18 protein-coding genes and 2 tRNA genes are annotated in these 17,763 nt (G+C 54.2%); 9 read left to right on the top strand and 11 right to left on the bottom strand.

From position 1 onward, the window contains the following. Window positions 1–88: 88 nt before the first annotated feature. Window positions 89–172: transfer RNA gene (locus ACTF5M_RS00100), tRNA-Tyr, on the bottom strand. 164 nt (window positions 173–336) lie between these two features. Here ACTF5M_RS00100 and rlmB point away from each other — a divergent pair. The 4 genes from rlmB (at window position 337) to ACTF5M_RS00080 (ending at window position 2,039) form a co-directional block, all read left to right on the top strand. After that, a complete protein-coding gene (gene rlmB, locus ACTF5M_RS00095; protein WP_438959092.1) occupies window positions 337–1,119 on the top strand; it encodes a 23S rRNA (guanosine(2251)-2'-O)-methyltransferase RlmB in 783 nt (260 codons plus the stop codon). Then, window positions 1,082–1,285 (top strand): hypothetical protein, encoded by a 204-nt coding sequence (locus ACTF5M_RS00090; RefSeq protein ID WP_438959091.1) that lies wholly within the window; start codon window positions 1,082–1,084, stop codon window positions 1,283–1,285. The genes rlmB and ACTF5M_RS00090 overlap by 38 nt, the downstream gene beginning before the upstream one ends. Before the next feature lie 60 nt (window positions 1,286–1,345). Next, window positions 1,346–1,474 (top strand): hypothetical protein, encoded by a 129-nt coding sequence (locus tag ACTF5M_RS00085; protein ID WP_438959090.1) that lies wholly within the window; start codon window positions 1,346–1,348, stop codon window positions 1,472–1,474. A 97-nt stretch (window positions 1,475–1,571) separates the two neighbouring features. Beyond that, on the top strand, window positions 1,572–2,039 hold the full coding sequence (locus tag ACTF5M_RS00080) for a YHS domain-containing (seleno)protein (protein ID WP_438959089.1): 468 nt from the start codon (window positions 1,572–1,574) through the stop codon (window positions 2,037–2,039). A gap of 367 nt (window positions 2,040–2,406) precedes the next feature. Here ACTF5M_RS00080 and ACTF5M_RS00075 read toward each other — a convergent pair whose 3' ends face one another. Genes ACTF5M_RS00075 through hisA form a run of 3 tightly spaced genes read right to left on the bottom strand, consistent with a single transcriptional unit; the run spans window position 2,407 to window position 4,238 of the window. Further along, window positions 2,407–2,724, bottom strand: coding sequence for a phosphoribosyl-ATP diphosphatase (locus tag ACTF5M_RS00075; RefSeq protein ID WP_438959088.1), 318 nt, complete (start codon window positions 2,722–2,724; stop codon window positions 2,407–2,409). Beyond that, entirely contained in the window at window positions 2,721–3,482 is a 762-nt protein-coding gene (gene hisF, locus ACTF5M_RS00070) for an imidazole glycerol phosphate synthase subunit HisF (RefSeq protein ID WP_438959087.1), read from the bottom strand. Before hisF ends, ACTF5M_RS00075 begins: the two co-directional genes overlap by 4 nt. Window positions 3,483–3,518: 36 nt before the next feature. Next, entirely contained in the window at window positions 3,519–4,238 is a 720-nt protein-coding gene (gene hisA, locus ACTF5M_RS00065; protein ID WP_438959086.1) for a 1-(5-phosphoribosyl)-5-[(5-phosphoribosylamino)methylideneamino]imidazole-4-carboxamide isomerase, read from the bottom strand. Between the two features lie 123 nt (window positions 4,239–4,361). Between hisA and ACTF5M_RS00060 the strand changes: the two genes are divergently transcribed. Further along, entirely contained in the window at window positions 4,362–4,745 is a 384-nt protein-coding gene (locus ACTF5M_RS00060; RefSeq protein ID WP_438959085.1) for a DUF2147 domain-containing protein, read from the top strand. A gap of 105 nt (window positions 4,746–4,850) precedes the next feature. Here the strand turns inward: ACTF5M_RS00060 and hisH are convergent, their stop codons facing one another. The 4 genes from hisH to ACTF5M_RS00040 all read right to left on the bottom strand — a co-directional run bounded on the left by hisH (window position 4,851) and on the right by ACTF5M_RS00040 (window position 9,987). After that, window positions 4,851–5,489 (bottom strand): imidazole glycerol phosphate synthase subunit HisH, encoded by a 639-nt coding sequence (hisH, locus tag ACTF5M_RS00055; RefSeq protein WP_438959084.1) that lies wholly within the window; start codon window positions 5,487–5,489, stop codon window positions 4,851–4,853. Continuing rightward, on the bottom strand, window positions 5,490–6,077 hold the full coding sequence (hisB, locus tag ACTF5M_RS00050; protein ID WP_438959207.1) for an imidazoleglycerol-phosphate dehydratase HisB: 588 nt from the start codon (window positions 6,075–6,077) through the stop codon (window positions 5,490–5,492). It abuts the gene before it with no gap. A gap of 207 nt (window positions 6,078–6,284) precedes the next feature. Beyond that, a tRNA-Gly gene (locus tag ACTF5M_RS00045) sits at window positions 6,285–6,359 on the bottom strand. 184 nt (window positions 6,360–6,543) lie between these two features. Further along, window positions 6,544–9,987 carry a pyruvate carboxylase gene (locus tag ACTF5M_RS00040; protein WP_438959083.1) on the bottom strand — a complete coding sequence of 1,148 codons (3,444 nt, stop codon included), beginning with the start codon at window positions 9,985–9,987 and terminating at the stop codon, window positions 6,544–6,546. 162 nt (window positions 9,988–10,149) lie between these two features. Here ACTF5M_RS00040 and ACTF5M_RS00035 point away from each other — a divergent pair, with 162 nt between their 5' ends. Next, window positions 10,150–12,510 carry an ATP-dependent helicase gene (locus ACTF5M_RS00035; RefSeq protein ID WP_438959082.1) on the top strand — a complete coding sequence of 787 codons (2,361 nt, stop codon included), beginning with the start codon at window positions 10,150–10,152 and terminating at the stop codon, window positions 12,508–12,510. A gap of 14 nt (window positions 12,511–12,524) precedes the next feature. On the opposite strand, the gene ACTF5M_RS00030 is transcribed toward ACTF5M_RS00035, so the two are convergent. From ACTF5M_RS00030 to ACTF5M_RS00020, 3 genes are all read right to left on the bottom strand, one after another. Next, a complete protein-coding gene (locus ACTF5M_RS00030) occupies window positions 12,525–13,121 on the bottom strand; it encodes a LysE family translocator (RefSeq protein WP_438959081.1) in 597 nt (198 codons plus the stop codon). Window positions 13,122–13,130: 9 nt separating this feature from the next. After that, window positions 13,131–13,736, bottom strand: coding sequence for a LysE family translocator (locus tag ACTF5M_RS00025; RefSeq protein ID WP_438959080.1), 606 nt, complete (start codon window positions 13,734–13,736; stop codon window positions 13,131–13,133). 165 nt (window positions 13,737–13,901) lie between these two features. Further along, window positions 13,902–14,120 carry a DUF1127 domain-containing protein gene (locus tag ACTF5M_RS00020; protein ID WP_438959079.1) on the bottom strand — a complete coding sequence of 73 codons (219 nt, stop codon included), beginning with the start codon at window positions 14,118–14,120 and terminating at the stop codon, window positions 13,902–13,904. A 282-nt stretch (window positions 14,121–14,402) separates the two neighbouring features. Here ACTF5M_RS00020 and ACTF5M_RS00015 point away from each other — a divergent pair, with 282 nt between their 5' ends. The 3 genes from ACTF5M_RS00015 (at window position 14,403) to rsmH (ending at window position 17,633) form a co-directional block, all read left to right on the top strand. Beyond that, a complete protein-coding gene (locus ACTF5M_RS00015) occupies window positions 14,403–15,497 on the top strand; it encodes an Mrp/NBP35 family ATP-binding protein (RefSeq protein ID WP_438959078.1) in 1,095 nt (364 codons plus the stop codon). A 648-nt stretch (window positions 15,498–16,145) separates the two neighbouring features. Beyond that, window positions 16,146–16,640, top strand: coding sequence for a division/cell wall cluster transcriptional repressor MraZ (mraZ, locus tag ACTF5M_RS00010; protein WP_438959077.1), 495 nt, complete (start codon window positions 16,146–16,148; stop codon window positions 16,638–16,640). Between the two features lie 3 nt (window positions 16,641–16,643). Beyond that, window positions 16,644–17,633, top strand: coding sequence for a 16S rRNA (cytosine(1402)-N(4))-methyltransferase RsmH (gene rsmH, locus ACTF5M_RS00005; RefSeq protein WP_438959076.1), 990 nt, complete (start codon window positions 16,644–16,646; stop codon window positions 17,631–17,633). The last annotated feature ends 130 nt before the right edge of the window (window positions 17,634–17,763 follow it).

Here is a 17,763-nt window from a genome sequence, read left to right as displayed (position 1 = left end):
CGGTTAAGACGACCACGGGACACACCACGAGTGCTGCAATACGCACATCTAATCGCGGATTTAACGACTATTAATTTTTGGGTTTAAGTGGTGGGCGACCCTGGAATCGAACCAGGCGTGCGTCTCCGCGAGGGAGTTACAGTCCCCTGCCACACCTTGCGGCCTGTCGCCCACTGGTGGGTCGGATACCGTGGCATATCTGGGGCGTCAATAATGAAAATTCGCGTTTGCGACGGTTTATTTCACTTTATCAGTTTTTATGAAGAAAAGATGCTCACTGGTTTTTTCTGAGCCAAAGGATTAGGTGGCTGGTAACCAAAGATTGGATGGATTGAGATGAAAAAGCCGAAGTGGGTCGTCAAAAAAGAACAAGACAAACGCGCCGCTGCGAATGAGACTGTGTGGCTCTTTGGCCTGCACGCTGTGCGCGATGCGCTGATGAACCCCGAGCGGCAGAAATTGCGTTTGATTGTGACGCGTAATGCTGCGGATCGGCTGGGTGAGGCAATGGCCCATTTTGAAGGTGAGCCGGAGATGTGCGATGCGCGTAAATTCACAGCGCCTCTTGATCCGCAATCCGTGCACCAAGGCGCTGCTTTGGAAGTGAAGCCGCTGAATTGGGGCAAGCTGGATGAGGTCGTCATTGGCGGTGATCCGGATGCAGGTGCGCTGCGTGTGGTTCTTTTGGACCGCGTAACGGACCCCCATAACGTTGGCGCAATTTTGCGATCAGCCGAGGTTTTTGGCACACGTGCTGTGATCGGAACCCACCGCGGATCTGCACCTGAAACTGGTGCTTTGGCAAAAACCGCAAGTGGCGCGCTTGAGCGGCAGCCTTATCTGCGGGTGCGCAATCTGGCCGAAACAATCGAAGCGATGCAATCGATGGGCTATCTTGTGCTGGGTCTTGATGGCGAAGCAGAGATGAGCATTGAGCAGGCTTTAGAAGGCAAGCGGACGCAGCCCGTTGCGTTGGTGATGGGCGCAGAGGGGCCTGGCTTGCGCGAAAAGACCAAAGAAACGGTGGATCAGTTGGTGAAGATTGATTTTGCTGGCGCATTTGGCTCGCTCAACGTGTCAAATGCTGCTGCTGTGGCGCTTTACGCGGCACGCGGGTAACGCATTGGCCGCGCAGAAGCTTGCCACGTGTTGTTATTGCGGTACCCGTGCGGCGCTGGTGCTGCGCGGTGATGTACGCCACGAGTTGTCATGCGTAAGCTGTGGCGCGCCTTTGCATAACCTTAAATTGATGCCGGTCAGCGCCCTTGCGGCGCGTGCCGTTTAGGCCGCCGTGAAGAAACCCGCGGGGTCTGCTCAAAAAGCAAAGCGGAACAAAGAGCAGAAAGTGGTCCAACCTAAAAAGGGCAAACGGCGTAAATTTGGCGTGAAACTGGGGCGAAAGTTAAGGGTATCTCGGTTCGTGTCAAAAGTATGGGACGAGATTGAAGATGTGGTTGAGGACATCTTTGACTGAGTGCTGTAACACAGTCTGACAATACCGTGTGTGGGCTGGTGTAAGCGACTGGCTGGGCGCATTCTGAGGCCAAATATTAGTTGGTAAAGGACACCCCATGAATTCGTATATTTTAAAACGTCGCGCGCTTTTGTCTGCCGCTGTTGCAGCTCCTGTTTTGCCGCTGCTTGCAGGGATTGCACATGCAGCCAAGCCCACTGTCTTCACGGACGAAGGCGTAGCCATTCGCGGTTACGATCCGGTTGCATACTTCACTCAAAGCGCGCCCGTTGTGGGCGATGCCGCCTATAGCGCGGAGTACAATGGCGCTACATGGCTCTTCGCGAGCGCAGAAAATCAAGCCATGTTTGAGGCGCAACCAGAAGCTTTTGCGCCCCAATACGGCGGCTATTGCGCTTATGCGGTCTCCAAAGGTGGTACAGCGACCACATCACCTGACGCGTGGACCATCGTAGACAATAAGCTCTATTTGAACTTCAACAAAGTTGTTCGCGGCATTTGGTCGAACGACATCCCGGGCAACATCGCCAAGGCTGATGCAAACTGGCCAAGCGTTTTGGCTTGATATAGGGATTAATCTTCTGTTCACATTTTTGCGACAGGCTCTGAATTTCTAGAGCGCAGCGCTTATGTGTTGTTGTGGGCAGGGGATGGAACACACCCTGTCCACGTTTACTGTCCCTCGTTCCGCACCTTGCGCCCTTGGTTACTTGACCTTGGGCGCATTTTCTTTTGGGCGGTGTGGCCAAATATGTCTTGTGATGAGAATGTAGTGTATGCCCGCCGTGATGTAAAGCGGCACGCTTAGTGCTGCGTCTCTACACTGTGATCCGGGGCACCGGTTTGTCGCATCTAAAAGCGCGATGATCGCTAAAACAAACGCGGTGACTGCAAAACAGCGCCAAGGCGGGCGGGCATTTTGCAAAAGGCGTTCACGTATTTGAGGGCCGGTTTGCTTTTTCGGTCAGGCCTGATTGCCCTTGTCGGCGTGACAACTCATCCAGAACATCGCCAAGCGCCACATCGCGCGACGCCAACATCACAAGCAGATGGTATAGCACATCAGCAGCTTCGCCAGTAAGACCTTGCTTGTCATTCTTCACAGCCTCGATGATCGCCTCAACGGCCTCTTCGCCAAATTTTTCAGCGCATTTTTCGGGACCTTTTGACAGCAGTTTTGCGGTCCATGAGCTGTCAGGATCTGCCGTCTTGCGGGCTTGGATGATGTCGTAAAGATCTTCTAAAGTCATGAGAGCCTCATCGGTATACCAGCGGCGGCCATGTGGGCTTTTGCTTCGGCGATTGTATACGTGCCAAAGTGGAAAATTGAGGCAGCCAAAACGGCAGAGGCCCCACCTTCCGTGACGCCCTCGACCAAGTGATCCAAGGTGCCCACACCACCTGATGCAATCACAGGTACGTTCACCGCGTCAGAAATTGCGCGGATCAGGGGCAGGTTAAAGCCTTGTTTTGTGCCATCGCGATCCATTGAGGTCAGCAGGATTTCCCCTGCACCTTTTGCAACAACCGTTTTTGCAAATTCCAGCGCATCGATGCCCGTTCCTTTGCGCCCGCCGTGAGTGAATATTTCCCATTTTCCGGGGCTAACGGTTTTTGCGTCGATGGCCACAACGATGCACTGGCTCCCGAAACGGTTGGCGGCTTCGGACACTACATCGGGGTCCGCCACAGCGGCTGAGTTGAAGCTGACTTTATCAGCACCTGCGAGTAGCAGTTTACGTACGTCATGATGGGTGCGCACACCGCCACCAACGGTCAGCGGCATAAAGCAGTGTTCAGCAGTGCGGCGAGCCAAATCATAAAGCGTGCCGCGGTTTTCATGGGTGGCTTTGATGTCAAGAAAACACAATTCATCTGCGCCAGCCGCATCATAGGCTTTGGCTTGTTCAACAGGATCGCCTGCATCAATCAGATCAACAAAGTTGACACCTTTGACCGTGCGGCCCTCGGCAACGTCAAGGCAGGGGATGATGCGGGTTTTTAACATGTTATGTGTCTACTGGGTTGGGGCGTGAAACAGAAGTTATGATTTGAGCGCTGCAAGGGCTGCAGAAAGATCAATCGCACCATCATAAAGCGCACGGCCTGAAATAGCGCCCGAGATGACGCCAGTGTCCTTCAAGGCGGTGAGATCGGCCATGGATGATACGCCGCCGGATGCGATGACTGGAATATCTACGGCGCGGGCCAATGCGGCGGTTGCGTCGATGTTGGGACCTTTCATGGCACCATCGCGCATGATGTCGGTGTAGATGATCGCGGCGATGCCTGCGTCTTCGAACTTTTTGGCCAGATCGACCACTTGGATGTCTGTTTCCTCAGCCCATCCGCGCGTGGCCACAAAGCCGTTGCGCGCATCAAGTCCCACGGCCACTTTGCCAGGAAAAGCACGTGCAGCCTGCCGAACAAGATCGGGGTTTTCCACGGCAACTGTGCCCAAAATTACCCGCGCAAGCCCTTTGTCGAGCCAGCGTTCAATGGTTACCATGTCGCGGATACCGCCGCCCAACTGGGCAGGCACGTTTGTCTGGCTCAAGATCGCTTCAACCGGGGCGGCGTTCACCGGTTCCCCCTCGAAAGCGCCGTTCAAATCCACAAGGTGCAACCATTCGCACCCCGCATCAACAAACGAGAGTGCCTGCGCCGCAGGATTGTCATTAAAAACCGTCGTTTGCTTCATGTCGCCGTGCACAAGGCGAACGGCTTGGCCATCTTTAAGGTCGATTGCAGGATAGAGGATCATGAGGCATCTCTTTGTTAAACGGTGTTGGCGCGGTTATAGGCATTCGGCCCCGCAACGCAACGTCAGGCTTGTCCGCGCGCGCATCGCGGTTGCAGGATGGCGTAATTTAGGGAGGAACTTGGTATGAAAAAGGTGATTGGCGCCGCTGTTGCGTTCGTGATGGGGGCAGGCTTTGCCGCAGCGGACCCTGTGTTGGGGACGTGGAAAACAGAAGTGGACGATGGCAACTACGCCCATGTTGAAATGAGTACCTGCGGCGACAAGATTTGTGGCGTGATCGCTCAGGCATTTAACGCGCAAGGCCCGTGGGCATCCGATAACCAAGGTAAAAAGCTTGTCTGGGATATGGTTGCGCGCGGCGGTGGGTCTTACAAGTCCGGCAAAATCTGGCAGCCATCCACAGAAAAGGTCTTCAACTCGAAGATGTCACTGTCTGGTGATATTTTGAACGTCTCAGGCTGCGTTGCGATTATCTGCAAAAAGCAGGTCTGGACACGCGTAAATTAAATTTGGTCACTCGATCAAAAACACCAAAGCCCAAAGGTTGATCCAAACCTTTGGGCTTTTCTACTTTCAGCAACTGGATCTTTTGATTGGCTTACGGGGCCAAGGCTACGGAGCCCACGTCAAAAAGTTACCGATCATGCGCAGACCCGCGCTTTGTGATTTCTCGGGGTGAAATTGCACGCCGAGACGGTTTTGCGTGCCCACAACGGCCGTTACATCACCGCCGTATTCCACATGGGCCAGACGTTCGCCCATGCTGTGCATCTCCATTTGATAGCTGTGCACAAAATAGGCATGGTCGCCGCTTGTGACACCATCCAAAACGGGGTGGGGGGTATCGATGATTAATTCGTTCCAACCCATGTGCGGGATCTTTAGGTTGGGATCTGTTGGAGCGATGCGTTTCACATCACCGTTGATCCAACCAAAACCGTCTACTTCTTCGTATTCAAAGCCGCGGTTCGCCATCAGCTGCATGCCGACGCAAATGCCCATAAACGGGCGAGCTTTTTGCGTGACAACCTCGTTGAGCGCCTCAAACAAATCAGAGCGTTCAAAAAGCTGGCTGCGACAAGCGGGAAAAGCGCCGTCACCGGGTAGGACAATGCGGTCTGCACTGGCTACATCTTCAGCGCGGTCACTGACAATTACTTCGCCTGCGTCACGCTCCAGCGCCATGCGCTGAAACGCTTTTTGTGCCGAATGAAGATTGCCGCTGTCGTAGTCGATCAGGACAGTGCGCATTTATAGAATACCCTTGGTTGAAGGGATCGCATCCGCTTTGCGGGGGTCTTGTTCCATGGCGCTGCGCAGGGCGCGGGCCACTGCTTTGAACGCGGCCTCGGCAATGTGGTGGCTGTTAAAGCCGTGCACTTGATCGATGTGCAACGTGATGCCGCCATGGGTCGAAAGCGCTTGGAAAAACTCGCGCACCAGTTCGGTGTCAAACGTGCCAATTTTCTGTGTGGGCATATCGAGATTGCAGATCAAGAAGGGGCGGCCAGACAGATCAAGCGCGCAGCGTACTTGGGCATCATCCATGGCAAGCGCGCATTCACCGTAACGGTTGATGCCACGCTTGTCGCGCAACGCCTCATTCAGGGCTTGTCCAATTGCGATCCCCACGTCTTCAACTGTGTGGTGGTCATCAATATGCAAATCACCAGAACAGCGCACAGTCATGTCCATCAAGGCGTGACGCGCAAGCTGATCCAGCATGTGGTCAAAAAAGCCAACGCCAGTCTGGTTGTCATAGGTGCCAGTGCCGTCGAGGGTCAGTTCAACAGAAATATCCGTTTCAGCTGTTTTACGGGCAACTTTACTTGTGCGCATCATTTCATCTCCGCTGTGATGGTGTGAAAGGCTCTAGGCGGTTTTGGCACAGCGCGAAAGATCAGCGTTACTGATTTTTACGAGGTGCGACTTTGGGGTTTCAGCGGGTACCAATTACGATCAGCCAAATACTGCCCAGTAGAAACACAAAAGGCCGCCGATTAAAGCGACCTTTGTTCGTGTCCGGCTTGGGTAAAACCGGCTAGCTGGAGCGGGCGAGGCGATTCGAACGCCCGACCCTAACCTTGGCAAGGTTATGCTCTACCCCTGAGCTACGCCCGCATCCGTTAGTGCGCCTGACTTAGGATTTTCACGGGGTGGCTGCAAGGCGAAAATTACTAAATATGACATTTTTTTGTAAATGCTTTTGCGAAGGGTGTTGCCTGCAGTCATGGCGCAGCAAAAAGCCGCACAAAACAAAGGTTTGCGGGGCTTTGGCTGTGGGTTGGTACGTTGAGGTGGCGGGTTATTCGAACTCAACCAGAAGGTCTTTGGCGTCAATTTGACCCCCAGCAGTGACGTGAACAGCCTTGATGACCGCGTCGCGCTCGGTGTGGATGCCTGTTTCCATCTTCATTGCTTCGATTGTCAGAAGCAAATCGCCCTCACTGACTTTTTGGCCAACGGTTACGCCGACGCTTGCGACAACTCCGGGCATGGGGGCGCCGATGTGGTCCGCGTTGCCCAACTCTGCTTTGGGGCGGGCGGAGGTGGTCGCTTTGATGGCGCGGTTTGGCACGCGAATGTTGCGCGGCTGGCCGTTTAGCTCAAAGAATACTTTTACTTCACCGTCTTCGTTGGTGTCGCCGATCGCCTGCAGGCGGATCTCCAGAGTTTTGCCTGGGTCAATCTCTGCTGTGATTTCATCGCCTACGTCCATGCCGTAGAAAAACACCGGCGTCGGCAGGGCGCGAACGGGACCGTACATATCGTGGCGTGTCGCGTAATCTGTGTAGACTTTTGGATACATCAGATACCCCGCAAGGTCTTCGTCATCGATACTGCTGCCACCACAGGCCGTGCTTGCTGACGTGCGTTCTGCTTCAAGATCGGCAGGCGCGAGGTGTTTGCCGGGGCGTTCAAGGTTCGGGCTGTCGCCTTTGAGCGCTTTGGAAACGATTAGATCAGGGAAGCCACCTTTGGGTTGTCCCAAGTTACCCTTCATCATGTCGATCACACTGTCGGGGAATGAGACATCCTTTTTAGGGTTTTCCACATCTGCGCGGCTAAGCCCTTGGGAGACCATCATCAGAGCCATGTCGCCGACCACCTTAGAGGACGGTGTGACTTTAACGATGTCGCCGAACATCTGGTTCACGTCTGCATACATTTGCGCCACTTCGTGCCAGCGTTCTTCAAGGCCCAAGCTGCGGGCTTGTGCTTTGAGGTTGGTGAACTGACCGCCGGGCATTTCGTGCAGATATACCTCGGATGCTGGTGCTTGGAGGCCGCTTTCAAATGCTGCGTATTGTCCGCGCACGGCTTCAAAATAATCGCTGATCTGGCGGATCGCTTTGATATCAAGGCCTGTGTCGCGATCTGTGTTGCGCAACGCTTCAACGACTGATCCCAATGTTGCTTGGGATGTGTTGCCTGAGAAACTGTCCATCGCACAATCAACGGCGTCTACACCCGCTTCGGCGGCTGCAAGAATTGTCGCAGTTGCCATGCCTGCAGTGTCATGGGTGTGGAAGTGTATCGGAAGGCCGACTTCTTCTTTGAGCGCTTTGATCAAGATACGCGCTGATGCGGGCTTCATAAGCCCTGCCATATCTTTCAGACCCAGCACGTGCGCGCCTGCGGCCTTCAGCTCTTGGCCCATATCAACGTAATACTTCAGATCGTATTTGCTGCGCTCTGGGTTCAGCAAGTCGCCTGTGTAGCAAATAGTGCCTTCGCACACTTTGCCCGCATCAATAACCGCGTCCATCGCGACGCGCATGTTTTCGACCCAGTTTAGGCTGTCAAAGACGCGGAATACATCAACACCAGAGGCGGCGGCGCGTTTGACGAAGAATTCAACCACGTTGTCGGGGTAGTTTGTGTAGCCGACACCGTTCGAGGCGCGCAGCAACATTTGTGTCATGACATTTGGAAGCTGTGCGCGGATGTCACGCAAACGCTGCCATGGGCATTCCTGCAAGAAACGATAGGCCACGTCAAAAGTCGCACCGCCCCAACATTCAACTGAGAAAAGCCCGGATAGGTTTTGCGCATAGGCTGGTGCCGCTTTGATCATATCAATTGAGCGCATGCGTGTTGCCAGCAAAGACTGGTGCCCATCCCGCATGGTCGTGTCTGTAATCAGCAAGTTCTTCTGTGCCGCCATCCAATCAGCCACGGCTTGCGGGCCTTGGGCATCCAGAATTGTGCGTGTGCCATCCGGTGTGTTTGTCGCAATACGCACTGGTGGTTTGGGCGCGCGCGCTTCTGCTGCGGGCAGCGGGCGGTCAACTGTCTCGGGGTGTCCGTTAACAGTGATGTCCGCAATATATGTCAGCAGTTTCGTCGCGCGGTCACGGCGCTTTTTGAAATCAAACAGCGCAGGCGTGTCATCGATAAACTTAGTGGTGTACTCATTGCTGAGGAACGTCGGGTGCTTGAGCAGGTTCTCAACAAAGGCAATGTTGGTTGAGACGCCGCGGATACGGAACTCACGCAGGGCACGGTCCATCCGCGCAATGGCAGCTTCCGGCGTTGGGGCCCAAGCGGTGACTTTTTCCAACAGGCTGTCGTAATATCGTGTAATGACCGCGCCAGAATAAGCTGTGCCGCCATCAAGCCGAATGCCCATGCCCGTCGCACCGCGGTAAGCTGTGATCCGGCCATAGTCGGGAATGAAGTTGTTTTGTGGGTCTTCGGTGGTGACGCGACATTGAATGGCGTGACCGTCAAGTTTGACATCATACTGGGTGGACACGCCTGTCGCCTCAACAAGGGATTTACCCTCTGCGATCAAGATCTGCGCGCGCACAATATCGATGCCTGTGACCTCTTCGGTAACTGTGTGCTCAACTTGGACGCGTGGGTTCACCTCAATGAAGTAAAACTCGCCGCTGTCCATATCCATCAAGAACTCAACAGTGCCGGCACATTCATAATTGACGTGCTGACAGATCTTTTTGCCCAAGTTGCAGATTTGCTCGCGTTGGGTGCCACTTAGATAGGGGGCAGGGGCGCGCTCAACGACTTTTTGGTTGCGGCGTTGGACAGAACAGTCGCGCTCGTAAAGGTGGTACATCTCACCGTGGCTGTCGCCCAACACTTGTACTTCAACGTGGCGCGCTCGGGTGATCATCTTTTCAAGATAACCTTCGCCGTTGCCAAACGCGGCTTCAGCTTCACGGCGGCCTTCGAGGACTTTTTCCTCAAGCTCATCTTCGTTAAAGATTGGGCGCATCCCGCGGCCGCCGCCACCCCATGACGCCTTAAGCATCAGCGGATAGCCCACCTCAGCCGCTTGTTTTTTGATCTCTGCCATATCATCGCCCAGCACCTCGGTGGCGGGGATCACAGGAACATTGGCGTCAATGGCGACGCGGCGGGCGCTTGCCTTGTCACCCAAAGCGCGCATCGTGTCAGCCTTGGGGCCAATGAATTTAATGCCGTTTGCAGCGCATGCATCCACGAACTCAGGGTTTTCCGACAACAACCCATAGCCTGGGTGGATTGCATCTGCGCCCGCCTCAAGAGCAACGCGGATCATTTCGTCAATGCTCAGATAGGCTGCAACGGGGCCAAGACCCTCGCCGATGCGGTATGCTTCATCCGCCTTAAAACGGTGCAACCCCAGTTTGTCTTCTTCAGCAAATACCGCCACCGTTTTTTTGCCAAGCTCGTTTGCGGCGCGCATAATTCGGATCGCGATCTCCCCGCGGTTGGCAATAAGAATCTTGTTGAAATCAGCCATGGGATCGTCCTTGTGTAGTCATGTTGCAGTGCAGCAATTTGAGTACCTTCTATGACGTTTTTGTAAATCCGTAAACATCGTAGAATTGGGTATGCGTCTGTACGGCGAACAATGAGCGAACATGGGTTTTCACCGCAGCGCAACCGCGCTACATAATTACCCATGAGCGATTTTTCCGAAGATGACGCCTTCGAGGCGGCAAGCATCCCGCTAAGTCAACGTGCCATGCAGGCGCGCCCTGCGCCCTATTTGGACAGCTTGAACCCCGCGCAACGTCAGGCCGTGGAGACCCTTGATGGCCCCGTTTTGATGTTGGCGGGTGCCGGTACAGGTAAAACCAAAGCGCTGACCTGTCGGATCGCACATCTTTTAACGACTGGCCGCGCCCGCCCGAACGAGGTGTTGGCGGTGACGTTCACCAACAAAGCCGCGCGCGAGATGAAAGACCGTGTTGGCGCATTAATGGGCTCAACGGTTGAGGGAATGCCGTGGCTTGGCACGTTCCACGCGATTTGTGTGAAGTTGTTGCGCAGACATGCTGAGCTTGCAGGATTAAAGTCCAACTTCACCATTCTGGACCGTGACGATCAGAACCGCCTGCTAAAGCAACTTATTGTGGCGGATGGCTTGGATGAAAAGCGCTGGCCTGCACGGGCGCTTGCGACGGTGATTGACGGTTGGAAAAACCGTGCGCTAACGCCTGAGAACGTGCCCGTTGCCGATAGCAGTGCCTTTGATGGGCGGGGCGTTGAGATTTATGCGCAATACCAAGCGCGCCTCAAAACACTTAACGCCTGTGATTTTGGTGATCTGTTGTTGCACGTGGTAAGCATTTTCCAAACCCACTCAGATGTGCTGGCACAGTATCAAAGGTGGTTCAAATACATCCTTGTGGACGAATACCAAGATACGAACGTGGCGCAATATATGTGGCTGCGATTGTTGGCGGCAGGGCACAAAAACATCTGCTGCGTGGGCGATGATGATCAATCGATCTACGGCTGGCGGGGCGCAGAAGTTGGCAATATTTTGCGCTTTGAAAAAGACTTCGAGAACGCGCATGTGGTCAAGCTTGAGCAAAACTATCGCTCGACCCATCACATTCTAGGGGCAGCATCTGGTGTTATCGCGGGCAACAAGGGACGTCTTGGAAAGACCCTTTGGACCGAACGCGATGAGGGCGACAAAGTACGCCTTATTGGTCATTGGGACGGGGATGAAGAAGCCCGTTGGATTGGTGAAGAAGTTGAGGCCATGCAACGCGGTACGCGCGGGCAGGCCCCGATCAGCCTTGATGATATGGCGATCCTTGTGCGCGGGTCGCATCAAATGCGGGGTTTTGAAGACCGCTTTTTGACCATTGGACTGCCATACCGCGTGATTGGGGGGGCGCGTTTCTACGAGCGGATGGAAATCCGCGATGCGATGGCTTACTTCCGCCTTGCGATCAGCCCGACGGATGATCTGGCATTTGAGCGGATCATCAATACGCCCAAGCGCGGCCTTGGTGACAAAGCCCAACAGAAAATCCAAGTGGCGGCGCGGAGTAATGGCGTTTCGCTTATTGAAGGCGCGCGTTTACTAGTCGCCGCTAAGGAGATCACGGGCAAAGGGTTCAAGGAACTTGAAAAGTTCGTAGCGGGCTTTGACCGCTGGCACAGTTGGATATCTGAGGCACGCCGCAGCCACATTGAAGTGGCAGAGCTTATCTTAGAAGAGTCTGGCTACATCGAGATGTGGCAAAACGACAAAACACCCGAGGGGCCGGGGCGGCTTGAAAACCTTAAGGAACTTGTGAAGGCGCTGGAAGGCTTTGAGAACCTGCAAGGGTTTCTTGAGCATGTCAGTCTGATCATGGACAACGAAAGCGAACAAGACGGCGAGAAAGTCAGCATCATGACTTTGCACGGCGCAAAGGGGCTGGAGTTCCCAGCGGTGTTCTTGCCTGGTTGGGAAGACGGCTTGTTCCCGTCACAGCGGTCCATGGATGAAAGCGGTGTGAAGGGCCTCGAGGAAGAGCGGCGCTTGGCCTATGTCGGCATCACGCGAGCAGAGGCGATTTGCACGATCTCATTTGCTGCTAACCGTAGGCTTTATGGTCAATGGCAATCGGCGATGCCCTCGCGCTTCATTGACGAGCTGCCCGAAGAACACGTTGATGTGTTGACCCCGCCTGGTCTTTACGGCGGTGGTTTTGGTGCCGCAGCCGCACCGCAATCAACATTGCATGAAGAAGCGGCCTCAGCCAATGTCTACAACTCACCGGGGTGGCGGCGGCTTCAATCACGCGCAGCGCAGCGCGGAATGACCCAACCTGCAGAGGCAAAAAACATCACGATCGATGCGACAGCGGTCAGCGCGCATACTGCTGGTGACCGTGTGTTCCACACCAAATTTGGCTACGGTACAGTAATGGGCATTGAAGGCGACAAACTTGATATCGAGTTTGATAAAGCGGGTGCTAAGAAAGTCGTTGCGCGCTTTATTGTGGCAGAGGACCAAGCGGGGGACGTGCCTTTTTGAGCGGATACTGCGGGCTAAACCGGCACACCTGCACGCAAAATAGGCAAGATTGAGGCGATTAGCATGAGTGCCATCGTGATGTTGAATGCCCGCAATCTGCGCGGCGCATTTAGCCAGCGTTTCGTTTTTGAGCCAAGCACGGCCCAGACGGTGACACATGGTGTGTTGATCAGCGGAATGATGATGATCACAGTGAGGAACCCAAGCCAGCCAGCTTCTGGAGGTGCGAAAAGTGTCCGCGCGTTGAGATGCATCGCCCAGGCTTTGGGATTTACCCACTGAAACGCGGCAGCCTGCCATAACGTCAGCGGCGTAGCAGTGCTTGCCACGCGGCTTGGGAGTGCAGCAGTTGCGATTTTATACGCCAAATACGTCATATAAATTGCGGAACAGATTTTGAGCACCGTATGCGCTGTAGGCATCACCGCCAAGATTTGTGCCAGCCAAAGACCCAAGCCGCCAATCATAATCACATGGCCCAGACTGATGCCAAAGATGTGCTTTATGCTGCGGCGAAGGCCAAAATTGGCGCCTGATGCAAAGAGCATGAGGTTGTTTGGGCCGGGCGTGATTGTGCTGGCGACAGCATAGGTGATCAGAAGCCAAAGCAACGCTGAAACCTAGAGGGTGAAATCAGCTGTGAGCATCGGATAGAGTGTGGCGATCAAAATGCCTGCCATAGCGTAATTGAAAACCCGCAAGCGCCGCGGTGTGCTTAGCAGGGATTTGATCTGCACCCCCATATACCCCCAAATGGATACAGCAGGAAAATTTGCGGCCATGAACAGGAAGGCAATTGCGATCGGTCCCCAGATGGCAAGTTCGGGCTGGGCGTATTGTGATTGCGCTGTAATGGCCATGAACAGCGCCTTTGGATTGACCCATTGAAAGGCCGCCGCTTGTAAGAATGTAAAAGGCTTGCTGTCAGGTTTCGCATCTGCTGGTGGGGCGGCATTTGCGATTTTGTAGGCCAGATACAAAAGATACGCGGCGCTGAGAACTTTCATCACAATGAAACTGGCAGGATATGCGTTGAACAGCTGCAAAAGCCCAAGCCCGATCAGCGCCACCTGAAACGAGTGCCCAATTGAAATGCCTAACATATGCGGAAGAGTTCGCAGAAAACCAAAGTTTGCGCCAGATGCCAACAGCATCACGTTGTTGGGGCCTGGGGTGGCAGAGCTGACGAAGGCGAAGGCCAAGAAAGGCAGAATAAAACTATACATTTGCGGCACATTAGCGACAGCGCTTCAGAAGGAAATGGCAAAATCACCTGCGTAAAAAAACAAACAGGCAAAAAAATAGCGGCGATACCAGGGAGGATGGTATCGCCGCCTCTTTACAGAACAACCCCGGGAGGAGGAAAGGGCGTCCTGATCTCGTATCAGCGCTTAGGCGCCGTATGCAGCCTCAAGGGCGATGCGTTTGATGTCGCAGCGGCAAATTCCGAGGTCTGCCAGCTCGCGGTTTGAAAGTACCGCAAGCTCGTTGAAAGTTGCTTTGTACATGCGGCGCTGAGCGATCGCTGTTTTTACGTCGTCGAATTTTGCGCGCAGGATGTCTGCGAAAGTTGGGCGGAAGATCGATGGTGTGCTAACTGTAAAAGCCATTGCTTTTGTCCTTGTAAGTTTTGCCGGCGTCTTGTCCGCCGAGCCATGCTTCGAATGTCTTGTCCCCTAGATACGGGCCATGCTGCGTTCGCACAACGCATAATGCTGCATTGCAGCTATGCGTCTTTTGCAATGCCTCGTCGGAGGTCTTTTGCCACGTGCCGTTAGCGCTAGCTGAAAATCAGGAGAAATGGGGCGGTGGATATGGCTTGTGATCTTTGCAGAACGGGTTATTTGCCGAAGGGAACGCGCAATGAGCCGATGCCAAAGGAAGGTCCACTGATGTCCAGTAAAGAAGAAGTCCTAAAAGCCCTGTCATCTCTTACGCTGCCTGATGGGGGTGATTTGGTGTCGCGCGATATGATCCGCGCTTTAAGTGTTGAGGGAGGGACCGTTCGGTTCGTAATCGAAGTCCCCGATCCTGAAGCCGCTGCGCGCATGGACGGTGTGCGCCGCGCGGCCGAGGCGGTGGTTGGTAAAGTTGATGGTATAAGTAGTGTAAGCGCCGCGCTGACAGCCCACGGGCCATCTAAGCCCGCCGCCAAATCACAAGCTGCACCTTCCGCGCCTCCCAGTCTGAAAATTGGCGGACACCCGACAAAGCAAGAGGGCGGTCCGAAGCCTGTCTCCGGCGTTGATCGCATCTTGGCGATTGGGTCGGGCAAAGGCGGCGTTGGAAAATCGACAGTGTCATCAAATCTGGCGGTCGCACTGGCCAAACAGGGACGTAAAGTTGGGCTGCTTGATGCAGATATTTATGGTCCCAGTCAGCCGCGTATGCTGGGTGTCTCAAAACGCCCTGCCAGCCCAGATGGCAAAACAATCATCCCGCTGCACGCCCACGGTGTCACAATGATGTCCATCGGTCTGATGCTTGACCCCGACAAAGCGGTTGTATGGCGGGGGCCAATGCTAATGGGCGCACTCCAGCAGATGTTGGGGCAGGTTGAGTGGGGCAAGCTTGACGTATTGATCGTTGATCTTCCACCGGGCACAGGTGATGTGCAGCTGACGCTTTGCCAGCGCGCGGCAGTGACAGGGGCAATCGTTGTGAGCACCCCTCAAGATGTGGCGCTTTTGGATGCAAGACGTGCGCTTGATATGTTTGATAATCTGCGCACACCGGTTTTAGGTCTGATTGAGAATATGAGTACGTATATCTGCCCTGAGTGTGGCCATGAGGCGTATCTGTTCGGACATGGGGGCGTTGAGGCTGAGGCTGCGAAAATTGGCGCACCTTTCCTTGGGTCGTTACCGCTTGATCTGGATACGCGGCTTGCCGGGGATGCTGGTACGCCCATCGCGGCTGGTGACAGCCCTATGGCGCAGGCTTATGCCCAATTGGCTGAACGCCTTGTCGAAGGCGGTATGGCTTAGGCAAACACTTCAATTGGATTGAAGTTTAAGGCGCTCCTTCGGGGCGCCTTTTTGCTGCGTGTGGTAACGTTGTGTGGGAAATCATGGGAGCGATAGGGTGTTTGGTGTTTGAATAGCGCAAGTTTTATATAGTAATCGTTCAAATTAGGTGCAGTAGAGCGGGTTTTCTTAGCTAAAGTGACAAAGTTTGGGATTTTTTGGTAATTATTCAAATTATAATGCTGCTACCACATTTAGTGTTAATATGTAGCTGATTCTACACGATGATGTCGTTGGCGCTGCCTAGATCATAGTTTGCTTTATGTTTTGTTAGGTTTTTAAGGCTTTTAGCTCAAAAAAAGTTGTTGCGTCCCATAAATTCCCATGTATTCCTAGTTTTATCGAAGCGGTGAGTAAACATTCAAGGGGCGTCTTAAGAACCCCACCCGGCGACCGAAAAGGTTTCATACAGGCCTCACTTCTTCGATCAATGAGATCCGGCGCGTGAGCGAGCAGACATCCCCCCCCAGGTGGCGCGCGCAGTCGGACTTCCCCGCAAAGGGGCACAGGCGGGTTGATCAGTGGCAGCAGATCGGCCCGCCTTTTTAATTAAAGGGCCGCGCATTTCAGTGTGTGGGTCGCAAGGTAGCAACAGGAGCCGGTTCCTCGATGGTCCGTGCGTTCAGAGGCGAATACCACCAGAAGGTGGATGCAAAGGGCAGGGTCTCAATTCCCGCGCCCTTTCGGCGTGTCTTGGAGGCAGGTGATCCCGCGTGGGAAAATGGCAAGTTGCCAGAGTTTGTCCTAGTTTACGGCGATGATCGGCGCGCCTTCCTTGAAGGGTTTACTTTGGATGGTATGACTTCAGTTGATGCTAAAATTCGCAAATTACCGCGTGGCTCCAAAAAGCGTCATGCTTTGTCGCGCCTTTACAGTGGGCGCTCGGTAACGCTTAGCGTTGATGAGACGGGGCGGTTTGTTTTGTCCCCCAAGCTGCGCGAAAAGTTAGGCATTACCAACGAGGCCTACTTCATCGCCAACAACGACACATTTGAAATTTGGATGCCCGAGACATTCGCAGCTGAGAATAGCCTCGCTTTGGACGACGAGGATTTTGATCCAGATTTGGACCCGTCCGTTTATCTTGATGGGGATGAGGAATAATCAATGGGCGCCGCTTCTACACCGTCCGCTGACCCGCATATTCCTGTTCTCTTGCGTCCTTTGTTGGGGGCTGTAGCGCCTGTCGGTGGTGTCTGGCTTGATGGTACACTGGGGGCCGGTGGTTACACGCGCGGGCTCCTTGAGGTGGGTGCAGAGCAGGTGATTGGCGTTGATCAAGATCCGCTGGCTCTTGAGATGGCAAAATCGTGGGCTGATGATCGCGTGACACTGGTTGCTGGAAATTTCGCCAAACTTGATACTTATGCGGAAAATCTAGACGGCATTGTTTTGGACCTCGGGGTCAGTTCGATGCAGCTTGATCAGGCTGAACGTGGCTTTTCGTTCATGAAGGACGGCCCCCTTGATATGCGGATGGCCCAAGATGGACCTTCGGCAGCTGATCTAATTGCGACATGGTCTGAAGCTGAAATAGCGAATGTTTTGTTTCTGTATGGTGAAGAACGCGCCTCTCGCCGGATTGCAAAGGCGATCGTGAAGGCACGCGCTGTGGCGCCCATTACGACAACTCTTGAGCTTGCCGACTTGATTGCAGGTCAGCTGCCGCGCTCAAAGCCGGGCCAAAGCCATCCTGCGACCCGCAGCTTTCAAGCGATCCGCATCGCGGTGAACGGTGAATATGACGCGCTTTACCATGGTCTTATGGCCTCTGAACGGGCGTTGAAGCCCGGTGGTAAATTGGCGGTGGTCACGTTTCACTCCACCGAAGATCGGATGGTGAAGCGCTTTTTGCAAATGCGTGCGGGCACGACGGGTAATGCAAACCGCTATGCACCTGAGGCTGAACAAGAAACCCCTGCGTTTACCCTGAAGTCCCGCAAAGCAATCGGACCAGATGCGCAGGAGCTTGAGGAAAATCCCCGCTCACGCAGTGCAAAGCTACGTGTTGCGATCCGTAGCGATGCTCCGGCTTATCTGGTGGGCGAAACACTGGCGCCGCGCGATATTGGCATGCCGACATTGGGAAGGGGCTAAGCAATGCGCACGGTGCTTTATATCAGCGCGGCACTTGCGGTCATGGGGCTGGCTTTTTGGGCCTACCAAGAAAATTATCGGACGAAAGACGCCTTGGCAGAGGTTCGGGTCCTACAGCATGACATCGCTG

Origin of the sequence: Nereida sp., assembly GCF_965655635.1 — a bacterium.
In the GTDB taxonomy this organism is placed as follows: Bacteria; Pseudomonadota; Alphaproteobacteria; order Rhodobacterales; family Rhodobacteraceae; genus Nereida.
Note: the sequence above shows the minus strand (reverse complement) of the source record. Positions and strands in the feature narration are given on the sequence as shown.